Genomic DNA, 14,156 nt, shown 5'->3' on the forward strand with positions numbered 1-14,156 from the left:
CGCCCATGTCCATGTCGCCGTGGTCCATGCCGCCCATGTCCATGTCGCCGTGGTCCATGCCGCCGTGGTCCATGTCGCCGTGGTCCATGTCGCCGTGGTCCATGTCGCCGTGGTCCATGTCGCCGTGGTCCATGTCGCCGTGGTCCATGTCCATGTCGCCCATGTCCCCGTCGTCCAGCAGGTTCGGGCCACTAGGTCGCTGTTGCGCGTCCTCGCGATGGGGGGCGTCCGGCAGCAGTTCCGCGTACGCCCGGTCGAGGCCGGACGTCACCTCGTCGGCCCCCGCGACATCGATCCGTACCCGAGGCCCCGGTAGCTGGTTCCAGACGGCTTCGACTGCTTCGGCCAGCCGAGGCGAGGCCATCCCGCAGACGACGAGGACGTCCGCGTCGGCGGGGGAGGCTGCCAGCACCCAGCCTCGTGCCAGCACAGCGTGTTCCACCCTCGCCCGGAGCCGCCATTGTCCGGGTACCTCCACCAGCAGGACGTGGGTGCAGGATGCCGCGAGGCGGGCCAGGCTCACACCCATCGCAGCGCCCCCTCGCGCCACGCCCAGACGACGGCCACGAACAGGGCGGCGAGGAAGAGGAACATCTCGAGGATCGCACTGGCCCCGCGCGCCGCGACGACCACCGCCCACGGATACATGAACAGCATCTCCACGTCGAAGGCGAGGAAGACCAGCGAGGTGAGGTACCAGCGTACGTGGTACCGCGAGAGCGCATGCTCCTGCGGGGGCCAGCCGGATCGGAACGGAAGCACGCGGAGCGGATCCCTGGCCACGCAGGCCAGCCGGTGCACGAGGTGGAGACCCAGGACGAACCCGACGGCGACCAGCCCCATCACCACGGTTCCCCAGAACATCCCTGCCTCCCGTCACTCGATGAACATGATCCGGAACACCGGCAGGTGGTGCTGCGCGTACGGAAAGCCGCAGCCACAAGCCTGCCTATCGCTACCGATCCATCATGAGCACAGCTCAGGGGGCTCTGTCGAGGGGCGCAGATTATCTCTCGGATATCCCGAACTCGCGGAAACCAGAGGACCCACATGCCTCAGTCCCGGAGCGAAACGTGGCCACGGGGGCAGCGACCGTCACGCTGATCAAGGTGGTCGTCCGCTGGCAGGCAGCGAGGACCGCCGCCAGGGCAGGCAGCCCGGGCGGTCGGCCCTCACCAGTATTCGCGGCGCATCCGACGTGGTGCCGGCCGCTTCCTCGCCTGGGGGTGGGGTCGGTCCCGAACACGACCGAGCACGCGGAACCGCCCAGGATGTCAGTCCTCGTCGGGCTCGCCCTCGGCCTGTGAGGGGCGGAAGGCATGGGGATCAGGCGAGGCGTGCGGATCGACGTCGACGGTGAGGTCGTCCAGTTCCTCGTCAGGATCGCCCTCTGCGGAGGAGGGACGGACGGGGTTCGTGTCGACGTGGTGCTCCGAGGTAGTCATGGTTCTCCTCTCGGCCGCCCGGGCAGGCGGCGCCAGCAATTCAAGGCTAGGCAGGCGTGAGGGACGTCACAACCCCGTGGAGCGCCTCGCTCGTGTCCGACGTTCTCCGCCCATCTCCGCCCATCTCCGCCCATCTCCGCGCTCTCCCCCGGCTCCGCCGGACTCAGCAGGCGACGTTGCGGTCGAGCCGGGACCTGCGGTCCACGTACTGGATGAGGAGGCTGGGCCCACCGGTGAACCGGTGGCCGGTGCAGTAGGTCGCTGCCCTGGCGGCCGAGGTCAGGACGGTCGCGCCCCAGCTCGGCCAGTTGTTCTTCCATCCTCCGGTGATCTCGCCCCACTGGGCGGTGGTGCTGTACACGCCGACCATCGTCGCGCCAGCGGCCTTCAGGGCGTCGTACGAGCCCTGCAGGCTGCGCCGGTTCAGCTGCACGTCCTTGCTCCACGTGTTGCCGTTCTCGACATCGAGCCACCATCGCGTGCTCGCGACGTGCTGGGATCGCGCGTACGCCAGGGCACTCGTTGCCGCCGCGTAGCCGTACTTGTAGGCGGCGCAGGAAGTATCGCCATGGCAGGCGGCCAGGGCCCGGGAGTAGAACCCGGAGGACCTGCTGGTGTTGAGCCCGGTGTTCATGTAGAGGCTGAGATCGGCGAAGTGGCTCGCCTCAGCGGCCAGGCAGGGGTTCTTGCTCTGGACCACGCCGTTCGTCACCCCGACGACGCCGAAACCGCTCGGGAGCGCAGTGGTGCAGTTCGGGTAGCTGACGTCCACCCCGAGGGCGCCCGTGCGGTAGTAGTCCGACGCATTGGCGACGGTGGGGGACGCGGCCAGGACGATCGCGGCGCAGGCGAGGGTGATGGCTCGGCGCATGACGGGAACTCCTCGGGTCGTTGCGGAGGGCTGTCGATCGGCTCATCCACCCGCCCTGGCTCGGTCCTCAGCCTAGGGTCAGATTCGGTGCTCGTGGCGGGAGGCCGGCGGCGACGCGCCGGTGTGAGCTTGGAACATCGGGTCAGCGGTGCCACCCAGGGGTGGGGACGGTGGCGAAGGCGCCGCACACCTGCAGGGCGTTGTGCGGCCCGAGGTCGGCCAGACAGTCGTTGCAGACCGGGGTGTGGACCGCGGCGGGGTGCTTGCAGTCGGCGCACAGCCCGGGTGAGTCCGGGGTGTCGGCGACCCGCTGCTGGTCGCGCGCCGTGGCGTCGATCTCCTCCTGGGACGGTGCGGGTGGGTTGCCCGCGGTGGGATCGTCTCCCCCTGGGCGGTCGCGGTGGAAGAAACGCATGGTGGGGATCCCTTCAGCGGATGATGTGAAGGACGGTCTCGGCAGTGGTCCAGTTGGTCGCGATGGCCTTCTGTGCGGCGGACAACGTGACCTGCTTGCTGCAGACGGCCTTGTGGATCGCATTCTCCACGGTGTCCTTGGGGTTCGTCGTTCCCTTGGCCCCGGCGTGGTTCGCTTCCGGCCACAGGTTCGACGTGCTGCTCGCCCCGCCGAGTTCCAGGGACACGAGGTGGTCGTACTCGATGGTCGGGGAGGGCCGGGTGCCGTAGGCCGCCAAGGAGGCTGTCTTCGCCTTCCCGGTGACGTACGCGGACGGGCGGACGGTGGCCGTGTAGCCCGACTTGCAGATGGTCTGGTTGATGTCGGCCTGGGTGACGGCCGGGTCGATGGCGCCGGGCGTGCAGGCGCGATCGGGCAGGACCAGGCCCTGGGCGGCGTCGAGGGTCCGCTCGTGGCACCGGTCCAGTTGCAGCTTCATGTCGTCGACCATGATCGCCGACGTGTGGACGCTACGGAGCCTGGTGCCGCCGGCGGTGCTCGACTGGCGCTGGGCAGCGGGCGCCGACGAGGCGGTGGTGGGACCGGTCGAGGGTGATGGCTCGGGGGCGGCGCCGTTCGGGGAGGCCGTGCAGCCGGCGAGTGCCATGACGGCGAGGGCGACGGCCGCAGCCGTCTTCGGATCGAACGTGGTTCCTCCAGGCAAGCGTGCGTTCAGGACGGGCCGCGCCGCCACGAGCACCCTGTCCGGACGCAGCCTGGATGGCACACGACGTGCCTCGTACGCTGCACGGCAGGCCCTGAAGACGACGCCCGTGAAACGTACGTCCGATCCGGCACGTCAGCTCGCTGACGTCGCCGTTGTGGGACGCTTCGGCGCCCCCGGCCTGCCGGATCGGCTGACAGCGGACCACCTTCGCTCCTACCTTTTCTCTCAGGACCGATCAGTGATCCGTACCACACTTCGGGGGCTTCCATGCGCCAGCACACACCACGTCTATGGGCCGCGACACTCTCCGTGGCCCTCGCCCTTGCCGGAGCGATCCTGGGCTCACCGGTGCGTCCGGCCGCCGCCCCGCCGCCCGACCGGGGCGCGAGCTCCGAGCACCAGCGGATCATCGACTTCTGGACGCCGGACAAGGTCGCCAAGGCTGTCCCCCGTGACTTCGTCGGTGACCCGGGCACCGGCCGCTTCAAGCTCAACCCCGCCAGGGCCAAGCCCGGGCCCGGGAGCGGCACGGGCGTCCTGGGGGCCACCTGGACCGGCGGACTGGTCCAGAACACCACCGGGAAGGTGCTGTTCGCGATGGCCGGCACGTACTACGTCTGCTCGGCCTCGGTGGTGCCGGACACATCCACCAGCGTGTCCGTGATCCTGACCGCGGGGCACTGTGCCTGGGACAATGCCGGCCAGAAATACGCCACCGACTGGATGTTCGTGCCGGACTACGCGGACGCTCCCGCACCGCTGATCACCGGCGGCAGCTTCTGTGCCCAGACGGTGTACGGCTGCTGGACCGCCTCGGCACTCACCGTGGATGCCGACTTCGCCAACCAGACCTCGTTCAACACCACCGCCACCCTGAACGACTTCGCCTTCGCCACTGTCGGTGCCGGTGGCTTGAGCGGCAGCAGCCAGTTGGACAGCACCGTCGGGACGCAGCCGATCCAGTTCTCCCAGGTGCCCAACGGGAAGACGACCGACCTCTTCGGCTACCCGGCGGCCAGCCCCTACAACGGCAGCCGGCTGATCTACAGCGAGGGGTCGCTGGGGCTGGATCGCTACAACTCCAACAAGACCTATCGGGTGGCCAGCAACATGACCGGCGGTTGCTCGGGCGGCCCTTGGTTCTCGCCCTTCACCACGGCGAGCGGCTCGGGGACGATCATGTCGCTGAACTCGTACACCTACTCCGGGCAGTCCTACCTGCACGGCCCGATCCTGAACTCGAAGACCCAGTCGCTGTACGACGCGGCACCGACTGCCAAGGGGAACCAGACCCTTCGGTGACCTCGACGCCCGAACGGTCATCGTTGCTGTCAACAGCTGGATGCAGCCCCTGCGGCAACCCTGATTAGTGCGGCATGTCCACGAAGCGTGAGTAGTGGCCCTGGAAGGCCACCGTCACGGTCTTCGTCGGACCGTTGCGGTGCTTGGCCACGATCACGTCGGCCTCACCGACCCGGTCGGACTCGTCCTTGTTGTAGTAGTCGTCACGGTGGATCAGGATGATCACGTCGGCGTCCTGTTCCAGCGAGCCGGACTCACGCAGGTCGGAGACCGAGGGCTTCTTGTCGTCGCGCTTCTCGGAGTTTCGGTTCAGCTGGGAGATCGCGATCACCGGGACGTCGAGCTCCTTGGCCAGCAGCTTCATCTGCCGGGAGAACTCGGAGACCTCCAGCTGGCGGGACTCGACCTTCTTGCCCGAGCTCATCAGCTGCAGGTAGTCCAGCACGATCAGCTTGAGGTCGTGCTGCTGCTTGAGCCGGCGGGCCTTGGCCCGGATCTCCATCATGGTCAGGTTGGGGGAGTCGTCCACGTACAGCGGGGCCGAACCGATCAGGCTGGCCTTGCCGGAGACCCGGTCCCACTCCTCGCTCGACATCGTGCCCTGGCGCATGTGCGACAACGGGACCGATGCCTCGGCCGAGAGCATGCGCATGGTGATCTCGGTCTGGCTCATCTCGAGGGAGAAGATGCACGAGGCCAGGCCGTGCTTGATCGAGGCGGAGCGGCAGATGTCCAGGCCCAGGGTGCTTTTACCCATGCCCGGCCGCGCCGCGATGATGATCATCTGGCCGCCGTGCAGGCCAGCGGTCAGCTCGTCGAGCTCGATGAAGCCGGTCGGTACGCCGCTCATTACGCCGCCCTGGGCCTCGATCAGCTCCATCTGGTCCATGGTCGGCTCGATCAGCTGCTCCAGCGGCTTGTAGTCCTCGGTGGAGCGGCGATCGGCGATCTGGTACATCGTGGACTGGGCCTCGTCGACGATGTCGTCGACATCCCCCTCGGCGTTGTAGCCCAGCTGCGCGATCTTGATCGAGGCCTGGACCAGCCGGCGCAGGATCGCCTTGTCGCGGACGATCTCGGCGTAGTAGCCGGCGTTCGCGGCGACGGCCACCGAGGCGACCAGGTCGTACAGGTAGCCGTGGCCGCCCACCCGGCCGATCTCGCCCCGCTTGGTCAGCTGCTCGGAGACGGTGATGGCGTCGGCGGGCTCCCCGACGGAGTACAGGTGCAGGATGGCGTCGAAGATCATCTCGTGCGCAGGCTTGTAGAAGTCGTCCCCGCGGACGATCTCCAGGACCTCGGCGATGGCGTCCTTCGAGATCAGCATCGCGCCGAGGACGCTCTGCTCGGCGATGATGTCCTGCGGCGGCTGTCGGTCGGCTCCCGGGACGGGTTCGCGGCTGTCGGTGTTCCACGCGGATTCCAGGTCGACGACCGCCATGGCCAACCTTCCTTTCTGACGCTTCCCGATGTGCCACCAACGCTAGGGAGCACCACTGACAAGTCCTTCGTGGCACGTCCGACGCGCAGTGGGGGCACGGCATTTCGAGGTCGGGACGGCCTCTACCGTAGCCCTCCTCCGGACGCCCGGCCACCACAGTTATCCACAGGAGCTGTGGACAACTGTGGACTCTTTGTGGAGACACCCTTGCCGCAGGGGGACAACTTGTGGACGACACGGCGAGCAAGCGTGTCCAAACCGGGGTTTTCGCCCTCTGGCAAGGGCAAACGCAGGGGTGCACTGGTGGATGGAAAGTCGGGCCGATGAATCATGGGACCACGTGCCCAACTGGTCTTGCTTGTTGACAGCCGCCATCCCGTGTGGCATATCCACACCTTCTGTGCATAACTTCGGGGTGGTTGCTGCGGTGTCCAGGAGCGGCCGTTCCCGCCTGTGGGGGAGCGGATCCATGCCTGCCCGGGACCGCATGGAGACCGAGCAGGAGGCCTGTCGTACGCCTGCGTCCGCGACCGCCTGCCGGCAGTGTCGAGCCGCTGCACGGCCGGTGTTCCACGTGCATCCTGCTCTCCTTGGCGACCTCGGGTAACGTTGCCCCAAGCCCTCGCCGGCAAGCCGGCAGTCATGCCCCGCGGGGTATCATGCAGGGTGAACGAGGGGAGTCATCATGGGATCCGAGACGAAGTCGCAGGCCTCCTGCTGTGGGGGGACCGGCACCGTCACGATCGACGTGCAGGACCCGGAGCAGGACGTACCGGACCTGGATACCGCGACCACGGACGAGGCGGGGGCCGAGTCGTGCTGCGCCGGTGACAACACGTACGGCTATGCCGACCACAAGCAGGACTACACCCGCCGGCTGCGCCGCATCGAGGGCCAGGTCCGTGGACTGCAGCGGATGGTCGAGGAGGACCAGTACTGCATCGACATCCTGACCCAGATCTCCGCCGTGACCAAGGCCCTGGAGTCCACCGCCCTGCGCCTGCTGGACGAGCACCTCTCGCACTGCGTCACGCACGCGATCGAGGCCGGCGGCCAGGAGGCCGACGACAAGCTGGCCGAGGCGTCCGCGGCGATCGCGCGCCTGGTCCGTTCCTGACCGGCCGTCCCCGTCACGTACCGTAGGACCAGCACACCACCTGGGCCGACGTCCGTCGCGCCCGCAGCACCCACGGGAGGACCACTGTGGCCACCAACGAGTACACCGTCACCGGCATGACCTGCGGACACTGCGTCAGTGCAGTCACCGAAGAGGTCAGTGCGGTCGACGGCGTCAGTGACGTCAAGGTGGACCTGGAGTCCGGCCGGATGGCCGTCACCTCCGCGACCGAGGTCCCCCTGGAGACCATCGCCGCCGCCGTTGACGAGGCAGGCGGCTACACCGTCGTCCCCGCCTGAGCGGAGCACCGACCACCGGCCAGCGCTGCCCGGTCCGACCCGGCGAGCGCGTACCCCACGCCTTCGCCGACCCCACCCGATCGGCGGGATCGACCCGTCTCCGCGGCACCCGATTGGCGCGGACCGCCCTCCCCGGGCGACGATCGGCTTGTTCACCACGGGAAGAGGACTGGGATGAAGATCGCAGTATGCGGGCTGGGCTACGTAGGGCTGGCGAACGCCGTGCTGTTCGCCCAGCACCACAGCGTCGTCGCCATCGACATCGACGCGACGCGGGTGGCCGACGTCAACGAGCGCCGCTCGCCGATCGTCGATCCCGAGCTCGAGGACTACCTGGCCCACCACGACCTGGACCTGGTCGCCACGACCGATCCGGTCGAGGCGTACGCCGACGCCGACTTCGTGGTGATCGCGGCGCCCACCAACTACGACGAGGTCACCAACTTCTTCGACACCTCCATCGTGGAGTCGGTGGTCGACCAGGTCCTCGGCATCGCTCCCGACGCCGTGGTCGTGATCAAGTCGACCATCCCGGTCGGCTTCACCGAGCAGATCCGCGCCCAGCACCCGGGTCGTACGATCCTGTTCTCCCCCGAGTTCCTGCGCGAGGGCAAGGCCCTGTACGACAACCTGCACCCCTCGCGGATCATCGTGGCCGACCCGTCGCCGGCCGGCGAGCGGTTCGCTGCCCTGCTGTGCGAGGGCTCGCTCGACGCGGACACCCCGGTGCTGCTGGTCGGGGCGACCGAGGCGGAGGCGATCAAGCTGTTCGCCAACACCTACCTGGCGATGCGGGTGGCCTACTTCAACGAGTTGGACTCCTTCGCGATCCAGCACGGGCTCTCCACCCGCCAGATCATCGACGGCGTCGGCCTTGACCCGCGGATCGGCACCCACTACAACAACCCGTCCTTCGGCTACGGCGGCTACTGCCTGCCCAAGGACACCAAGCAGTTGCTGGCGAACTACGAGCAGGTGCCGCAGACCCTGATCCGGGCGATCGTGGACTCCAACTCCACCCGCAAGGACTTCGTGGCCGAGGACATCCTGTCCCGCTGCCCGAAGGTTGTCGGGATCTACCGGCTGGCGATGAAGGCGGGCTCGGACAACTTCCGGCAGTCCTCCATCCAGGGCATCATGAAGCGGATCAAGGCCAAGGGCATCCCGGTGATCCTGTACGAGCCGCTCTACGAGGGCGACGAGTTCTACCACAGCGAGGTCGTCCGCGACCTGGAGGAGTTCAAGCGCCGGGCCGACGTGATCGTCTCCAACCGCCGATCCGCCAAGCTCGCCGATGTGGCCGACAAGGTCTACACCCGCGACCTGTTCGGCAGCGACTAGCAGTCGAGCCGCCCCACCCCACGGCGGCGTCGCGGGCTCAGTTCGGTGAGGCCGCGGTGTTGCGGCGGAACGGCAGTGAATGGGTGGCCCGGATCAGCCGGGCCTCCTGGCGCAGGCAGGTGCGGACGACCAGCAGCCGGTCCGCCGTCGTCGGTGCGGCCAGCAGGGCCTGCTGGTCCGCGATGCTCAGCGGCACCAGGGCGCCGACGGTGTAGGCCAGCTCGTCGGGATCGGTCGGCAGTGGCGGCATCTCGCCGTTGATCGCCTCGGCATACGCCGCCAGTGCCTGCTGGACGTCGGCTGCCCGCCGGACGGCGAGCTGCTGGTCGCCGCGGATCTCCGGAAGGCGGGTCACCAGGCCGGTGGGGTAGGGGGTGGTCGCGGCGGCGTCGACCCCGTCCAGCCGGAACCGCCAGCTGCCCAGCGCCCGGATCGCGAACCGGCCACCGACCGGGCGAACCGACGCCAGCCGCGCCGCGCAGCCGATGGTGTGCACGCTGGTGACCCGGTCGCGCCCGACCTCGGAGCCCTCGCGGATCGCCGTCACCCCGAACTCGCGCTCCTCGGGCTCCAGCGCGGCCAGATCCTCCAGCAGCTCGATGTAGCGCGGCTCGAACACCTGAAGTTGCAGCGGCATCCCCGGGAACAGCACCATGCCGAGGGGGAACAGCGGCAACCTCCTCATGCGCCGCCGCCGGAGGGATCGGGACCCTCGGCCAGGACCGCCTCGACGCGGTCCACCTTGCCGATCAGCTCCCCGGTGTGGCCGGGGCGGATGTCGGCCTTCAGGACCAGCGAGACGCGCGGACCGTACGCCCCGACCGCCTCGGTGGCACGCCGGACGACGTCCATCACCTCGTCCCACTCGCCCTCGAGGGTGGTGAACATGGCGTCGGTACGGTTCGGCAAGCCGGACTCGCGTACGATCCGGACGGCCGCGGCGACGGCCTCGTGCATGGAGGCTTCGGGGTTGTCCCCACCGGACGGGGCCACGGAAAAGGCTACGAGCATGTCCCCACCGTAGTCATTCGCCGTGGCGTGGGAAGGGCCTCCAGTAGATCGGTCCGCACCGATCCGGCGGGTCACCCGAGCAGTTCCCCGGTGCCGAACATCCGGGCCGTCTCGCGCGCGCTCGGGGTGCCGGCGTCGGGATCGGCGCCGGCCTCGAGCAGCACCTGGACGACCTCTGCCTCGCCCTTGAAGACCGCCCCCGCCAAGGGCGTCTGGCCACGGTCATTGGCGCGCCCCGGGTCCGCGCCGCGCTCGACCAGCGCCCGGACGGTCTCCGCATGGCCGCGGTAGGCGGCCAGCATCAGCATCGTGTCGCCGTTCTCGTTGGCCATGTCGACCGGTGCACCGGCATCGACGTACGCCGCGACCCGGGCGGTGTCACCGGCCCGGGCCCGGTCGAACAGCCACTGCGCCAGCGCCGCGGGATCGGAACCATCGGGCACGCCGTCGGGCAGGGGATCGCTCATGCTCCGAGCCTATGCGGCGCGCCATCCAGACGGGCGCAGCCGGACGGGCGCAGCCGGACGGGCACAGCCGGACGGGCACAGCCGCGGATGCTGTCCGAGGCTGCGGACCTTGGAACGTCCGCAAGCGGCAACAGCATCCGCGGCTGTGGGGAGGAGACGAAGGGAGGAGGCGAAGGGAGGAGGCGAAGGGAGGAGGCGAAGGGAGGAGACGAAGGGAGGAGGCGAAGGGAGGAGGCGAAGGCGCCCCCGATCAGCCCCCGGTCAGCGCTTGATCAGCGGCGAGCTGAGGCCGTTCTGCTTGTCGCCCTCGTTGAAGAAGTCCTCGCCGAAGATGTCGCGGGGGAAGAGTCGCCTGCTCATGAACGACTTCAGGCAGCCCTCGACCATCGCCGGGGAGCCGCACATGTAGCCCTGGTAGCCGGTGAGCTTGTCGAAGTCCTGCTCCATCACGGTGCTCACGTAGCCGCCGCGGTAGCCCTCCTCGGGCTCCTCGGCCGAGACGCACGGGTGGAAGGCGAACTGGTCGGGGTACTCCTGCTCCAGCTGGCGGAAGAAGTCGACGTCGTACAGGTCGTTCTTGGTGCGGCCACCGGCGTACAGGGTGATGTGGCCGTCGTACTCCTCGTTGATCAGCGCGTGCTTGACCATGGAGGCGAGCGGGGCCAGGCCGGTGCCGCCGCCGAGCATGATGATCGGGCGCTCCTCCTCCCAGGTCCGCAGCACGAAGCGGCCGTACGGGCCGGAGAGCTGGAGGGAGTCGCCGACGGCGGCGTCCTTGAACAGCCAGCCGTCGGTGGCGACGCCGCCGGGGACGTTGCGGACCTGGAACTCGACGACGCGGTTCTCGGTCGGCGGGTTGGCCATCGACCAGGTCCGGTCGATGCCGTCGGTGCCGGGGACCTGGACCTTCATGTACTGGCCGGCGTTGAAGCCGATCTCGCGGTCGAGTTCGATCCGCAGCCGCTTGATGTCGTTGGCGATGTCGGTCAGCTCGACGATCGTGCCGGTGAAGTCCTGGACCGGGAAGACCTCGAGCTCCTCGTCGACATCGACGTCGGCCTCAATGGTCACGTCGGTCTGCGGGCGGGCGCAGCAGGTGAGCGTCTTGCCCTCCTCGCGCTCGAAGTCCATCAGCGCGAAGCTGGACGCCTCGCCGTGGTCGACGTCGCCGTCGAGGACCTCCACCTTGCAGGTGGCGCAGGTGCCGTGGGTGCAGGAGTGGGGCAGCCAGACGCCGGCGCGCAGGCAGGCCTCCAGGATGGTCTGGCCCTCGGCGACCTCGACCTCGCGGCCGAGCGGTTCGACGGTGACGGTGTAGGTCTCGCTCATGTCAGGCTTTCCTGCTTCTCTCGGCGCGGCAGCGGTGGCGCGCGGCATGCGGTTTTGTTGCTCGATCAGTCGATGTCGGGGGGACGCCGTGACGGGCCGGGGGACCACCCCGGCCCGTCACGTCCTGCAGGTCAGGCCTTGAAGAAGCCCAACGTGTGCTTGTGATGCACGCCCAGCTCATCGAGGGTCTTGGAATCCTCGGGGGTGAACGGGGCATCGTCCAGGTGCCAGGCGTAGGTCTCGTCGCCCGTGGTGCGCGGGCTGGCCGAGACGTACGGGAGGAACTGCGTCTGGTAGAAGTCCTGCCAGGTCATGGCCTTCGGGACGCGCACTGCACAGGGGCAGGCGAAGAAGTTGTCGTCCTTCTGCCAGATGTTGACCAGCATGTCGTCACCGTACAGCTCCTGGGCGGAACGCGACGGATGGACGGTGTAGTCGTAGAGGGCGAGAGTGGGCATGGGTCAGGCCTCCTCGATCTTCTTGACGGCGGCGTGGACACCCTCGGCTTCCAGGGTCTCCTCGATCTCGCTGCTGGTGCCGAGCTTGTCCTCGATCTGGTGGTGCCAGCGCACCCAGTTCTTCTGGTCGACGCTGCCGACGTACTCGCCGTTGTCGCCTTCCTGGACGCCGTACCACTTCAGCACGTCCGGAATGGTCGGGCCCCCACAGTTGCCCTGGTAGATCTGGTGCACCGGGAGCCAGGCCTGGCGGTACTTCTCGGGCTCACGCTCGAAGATCCACTTGCACCCATCGGAGCAGAGGTTGAAGTGCTCACCTTCGTACTCGGAGGTGAACTGCGCCTTGAGGTGCGGATTGCCGTGCTGCGGGAACGTCATCGGGATCTGGCAGACCTGGCACAGCTGCGGCAGGCCAGGATAGGTGAAGCGCTTGCCCTCCTCGTCGAGTTTGCGCATCTCCTCCCACTTGTCGCGGTACAGCTCGTCGAAGGTGTCCGGGTAGGCCTGCGACAGCCACTCCATGTGCTCCTCGTCGGGCACTGTGGTGGTGAAGTTCGCGGCGTGGCTGAACTGGTAGAAGGTGTCATGCAGCCAATGGGACAGGTGGTCCTTCTCCCAGATGGCCTGCTCGACATGCTTCGGCGGCCTGATGCCGTACAGGGCCAGGTCGGGGAACAGGCCCCCCATCATCTGCTGCTCGAAGTACAGCTCGAAGGCCTCCTTCCAGCTCATCACCGGTCGCGGCAGCTGGTAGTCGAGCATCTGGGCGACGATGCCGGTGACCCGGTAGCCGCGCCAGAACCACTTGTCGACCCACTCCTGGACGATCGGCACGTTGGCCTCGTCCTGCTCCAGGATGAACTTGATCACCTCCAGGCCCAGGGTCATGTGACGGGACTCGTCGGACTGGGCGGAGAAGCCGAAGGTCATCGTCGGCAGGTCACCGTTGAAGCTCGCGGCCGACATGAACGGCACGAACAGCAGGTTGGTCAGCAGGTACTCGAAGGAGAACCCGATGGCGATCATGAACTCGAACGGGCCCGCGCTGAGGGCGTCGTCGAAGTACGACTTGGTCACCGAGAGGTACCAGACCCGGTCGTGCTGCTGGATGAAGTTGTGCATGCCGGAGTAGTACTTGTTGTAGTTCGACAGCGTGTGGATCTCGGTCTGCGCGTGGCGCATCTCGTCGATCGACTGGCACAGCGCGGCGAAGCGCGGGCCCGGGCCGTTGAACTGGCGGGCCATGTAGGCGAAGTGCCGGTTCGCTGCGTACTCCAAGGGGGTCACGCCGCTCAGGAAGACCTTCATCGCGTTCAGGTACTTCGCCTCGGACAGGGTCAGATGGCCCTGCCCCTGGGCGAAGCCGTCCAGCACGGAGTAGAGGCGCTTGTCCTTCTCGGCCTGGTAGCGGTAGTACGCGTCGACGGTCAGCCGGAACGGGTCGTCCCACTTGGACCAGTCGTGGATCTTGATGCCCTCGTACTGGGTGTGCGGGTACATCTCCTGCTCGGAGACGTAGCTCGGCTCCCAGTCGAGGTCACGGGTGAGCGCGCTGTAGCGCGCCTTCATGGAGAGCTTCTTCGGCTTGCCGGCCGACTTCTTGCCGGCCTGGTTCGGAGCGGTGGTGGTCATGTCAGTCCTCGTCTTCCTCGTCGTCGACCCTGGGACCCCACGAGATGACGATGCGGTCCTCGTCCCACTCGGAGACGTTGCCGGACAGGGTGATGATGGCCATCTGGAACTCGTGGGTCTCCCACGTACGGCCGAGCTGGGCCTCAACGGACTCCCGGCTGATCAGCAGCCGGCCCGGGGCCTGGAGCTTGATCACGCCGGGGAAGTGGTTGATGACCAGGTCCGGGTTGTCCGCCTCGATCGCGTTGATGAGCCCGCGGTTCTCCTCGGTCTCCTGCAGGTCGACGCTGACCAGAGGCCTCTCGGTGATCTGTTCTGCCAT

The 14,156-nt window shown here is 67.9% G+C and carries 17 protein-coding genes and 1 pseudogene; 4 read left to right on the forward strand and 14 right to left on the reverse strand.

Features of this window, described 5'->3' with window-relative positions; all coding sequences use genetic code 11:
• The 6 genes and pseudogenes from GA0111570_RS17565 to GA0111570_RS03790 all read right to left on the reverse strand — a co-directional run.
• Positions 1-430 (reverse strand): annotated as a pseudogene (locus tag GA0111570_RS17565) (hypothetical protein); the annotation flags it as partial.
• 89 nt (positions 431-519) lie between these two features.
• Positions 520-864 carry an NADH-quinone oxidoreductase subunit A gene (locus GA0111570_RS03775; RefSeq protein WP_092606503.1) on the reverse strand — a complete coding sequence of 115 codons (345 nt, stop codon included), beginning with the start codon at positions 862-864 and terminating at the stop codon, positions 520-522.
• Between the two features lie 410 nt (positions 865-1,274).
• Positions 1,275-1,445, reverse strand: coding sequence for a hypothetical protein (locus tag GA0111570_RS17570; RefSeq protein ID WP_175557306.1), 171 nt, complete (start codon positions 1,443-1,445; stop codon positions 1,275-1,277).
• 163 nt (positions 1,446-1,608) lie between these two features.
• Positions 1,609-2,316, reverse strand: a complete 708-nt coding sequence (locus tag GA0111570_RS03780; protein ID WP_092606506.1) for a glycoside hydrolase family 25 domain-containing protein — start codon at positions 2,314-2,316, stop codon at positions 1,609-1,611.
• A 142-nt stretch (positions 2,317-2,458) separates the two neighbouring features.
• Entirely contained in the window at positions 2,459-2,731 is a 273-nt protein-coding gene (locus tag GA0111570_RS03785; protein ID WP_092606509.1) for a hypothetical protein, read from the reverse strand.
• A gap of 13 nt (positions 2,732-2,744) precedes the next feature.
• Positions 2,745-3,434 carry a hypothetical protein gene (locus GA0111570_RS03790; protein WP_217634006.1) on the reverse strand — a complete coding sequence of 230 codons (690 nt, stop codon included), beginning with the start codon at positions 3,432-3,434 and terminating at the stop codon, positions 2,745-2,747.
• A gap of 270 nt (positions 3,435-3,704) precedes the next feature.
• On the opposite strand from GA0111570_RS03790, the gene GA0111570_RS03795 reads away from it, so the two are divergent.
• Positions 3,705-4,739 (forward strand): trypsin-like serine peptidase, encoded by a 1,035-nt coding sequence (locus GA0111570_RS03795; RefSeq protein WP_139283135.1) that lies wholly within the window; start codon positions 3,705-3,707, stop codon positions 4,737-4,739.
• Between the two features lie 64 nt (positions 4,740-4,803).
• Here GA0111570_RS03795 and dnaB read toward each other — a convergent pair whose 3' ends face one another.
• Entirely contained in the window at positions 4,804-6,180 is a 1,377-nt protein-coding gene (gene dnaB, locus GA0111570_RS03800; protein ID WP_092606515.1) for a replicative DNA helicase, read from the reverse strand.
• Positions 6,181-6,958: 778 nt separating this feature from the next.
• On the opposite strand from dnaB, the gene GA0111570_RS17995 reads away from it, so the two are divergent.
• The 3 genes from GA0111570_RS17995 (at position 6,959) to GA0111570_RS03815 (ending at position 8,937) form a co-directional block, all read left to right on the forward strand.
• Positions 6,959-7,297, forward strand: a complete 339-nt coding sequence (locus tag GA0111570_RS17995; protein ID WP_281245195.1) for a metal-sensitive transcriptional regulator — start codon at positions 6,959-6,961, stop codon at positions 7,295-7,297.
• An 86-nt stretch (positions 7,298-7,383) separates the two neighbouring features.
• Positions 7,384-7,596 carry a heavy-metal-associated domain-containing protein gene (locus GA0111570_RS03810; protein WP_425438604.1) on the forward strand — a complete coding sequence of 71 codons (213 nt, stop codon included), beginning with the start codon at positions 7,384-7,386 and terminating at the stop codon, positions 7,594-7,596.
• Positions 7,597-7,770: 174 nt separating this feature from the next.
• A complete protein-coding gene (locus tag GA0111570_RS03815) occupies positions 7,771-8,937 on the forward strand; it encodes a nucleotide sugar dehydrogenase (protein WP_092606521.1) in 1,167 nt (388 codons plus the stop codon).
• A 37-nt stretch (positions 8,938-8,974) separates the two neighbouring features.
• On the opposite strand, the gene GA0111570_RS03820 is transcribed toward GA0111570_RS03815, so the two are convergent.
• From GA0111570_RS03820 to GA0111570_RS03850, 7 genes are all read right to left on the reverse strand, one after another.
• Positions 8,975-9,622: an LON peptidase substrate-binding domain-containing protein gene (locus tag GA0111570_RS03820; RefSeq protein ID WP_092606524.1), complete on the reverse strand. Its 648-nt coding sequence runs from the start codon at positions 9,620-9,622 to the stop codon at positions 8,975-8,977.
• On the reverse strand, positions 9,619-9,948 hold the full coding sequence (locus GA0111570_RS03825) for a thiamine-binding protein (RefSeq protein WP_092606527.1): 330 nt from the start codon (positions 9,946-9,948) through the stop codon (positions 9,619-9,621). The genes GA0111570_RS03820 and GA0111570_RS03825 overlap by 4 nt, the downstream gene beginning before the upstream one ends.
• A 71-nt stretch (positions 9,949-10,019) precedes the next feature.
• Complete coding sequence (locus GA0111570_RS03830) at positions 10,020-10,415, reverse strand: ankyrin repeat domain-containing protein (protein WP_092606530.1); 396 nt, start codon at positions 10,413-10,415, stop codon at positions 10,020-10,022.
• Between the two features lie 261 nt (positions 10,416-10,676).
• A complete protein-coding gene (locus GA0111570_RS03835) occupies positions 10,677-11,744 on the reverse strand; it encodes an NADH:ubiquinone reductase (Na(+)-transporting) subunit F (protein ID WP_092606533.1) in 1,068 nt (355 codons plus the stop codon).
• 131 nt (positions 11,745-11,875) lie between these two features.
• On the reverse strand, positions 11,876-12,202 hold the full coding sequence (locus tag GA0111570_RS03840) for a phenol hydroxylase subunit P4 (RefSeq protein WP_092606536.1): 327 nt from the start codon (positions 12,200-12,202) through the stop codon (positions 11,876-11,878).
• A gap of 3 nt (positions 12,203-12,205) precedes the next feature.
• On the reverse strand, positions 12,206-13,834 hold the full coding sequence (locus tag GA0111570_RS03845) for a YHS domain-containing protein (protein ID WP_092606539.1): 1,629 nt from the start codon (positions 13,832-13,834) through the stop codon (positions 12,206-12,208).
• Between the two features lies 1 nt (position 13,835).
• Positions 13,836-14,156 (reverse strand): MmoB/DmpM family protein, encoded by a 321-nt coding sequence (locus GA0111570_RS03850; protein ID WP_092606543.1) that lies wholly within the window; start codon positions 14,154-14,156, stop codon positions 13,836-13,838.

Origin of the sequence: Raineyella antarctica (genome assembly GCF_900092135.1) — a bacterium.
In the GTDB taxonomy this organism is placed as follows: domain Bacteria; phylum Actinomycetota; class Actinomycetes; order Propionibacteriales; family Propionibacteriaceae; genus Raineyella; species Raineyella antarctica.

Coding starts and splice junctions, on each gene's coding strand:
- GA0111570_RS03840 (WP_092606536.1), bottom strand. CDS start 12,202: ATGCCCACTCTCGCCCTCTACGACTACACCGTCCATCCGTCGCGTTCC.
- GA0111570_RS03795 (WP_139283135.1), top strand. CDS start 3,705: ATGCGCCAGCACACACCACGTCTATGGGCCGCGACACTCTCCGTGGCC.
- GA0111570_RS03825 (WP_092606527.1), bottom strand. CDS start 9,948: ATGCTCGTAGCCTTTTCCGTGGCCCCGTCCGGTGGGGACAACCCCGAA.
- GA0111570_RS03815 (WP_092606521.1), top strand. CDS start 7,771: ATGAAGATCGCAGTATGCGGGCTGGGCTACGTAGGGCTGGCGAACGCC.
- GA0111570_RS17570 (WP_175557306.1), bottom strand. CDS start 1,445: ATGACTACCTCGGAGCACCACGTCGACACGAACCCCGTCCGTCCCTCC.
- GA0111570_RS03780 (WP_092606506.1), bottom strand. CDS start 2,316: ATGCGCCGAGCCATCACCCTCGCCTGCGCCGCGATCGTCCTGGCCGCG.
- GA0111570_RS03785 (WP_092606509.1), bottom strand. CDS start 2,731: ATGCGTTTCTTCCACCGCGACCGCCCAGGGGGAGACGATCCCACCGCG.
- GA0111570_RS03830 (WP_092606530.1), bottom strand. CDS start 10,415: ATGAGCGATCCCCTGCCCGACGGCGTGCCCGATGGTTCCGATCCCGCG.
- GA0111570_RS03850 (WP_092606543.1), bottom strand. CDS start 14,156: ATGGCAGAACAGATCACCGAGAGGCCTCTGGTCAGCGTCGACCTGCAG.
- GA0111570_RS03820 (WP_092606524.1), bottom strand. CDS start 9,622: ATGAGGAGGTTGCCGCTGTTCCCCCTCGGCATGGTGCTGTTCCCGGGG.
- GA0111570_RS03845 (WP_092606539.1), bottom strand. CDS start 13,834: ATGACCACCACCGCTCCGAACCAGGCCGGCAAGAAGTCGGCCGGCAAG.
- dnaB (WP_092606515.1), bottom strand. CDS start 6,180: ATGGCGGTCGTCGACCTGGAATCCGCGTGGAACACCGACAGCCGCGAA.
- GA0111570_RS03775 (WP_092606503.1), bottom strand. CDS start 864: ATGTTCTGGGGAACCGTGGTGATGGGGCTGGTCGCCGTCGGGTTCGTC.
- GA0111570_RS03835 (WP_092606533.1), bottom strand. CDS start 11,744: ATGAGCGAGACCTACACCGTCACCGTCGAACCGCTCGGCCGCGAGGTC.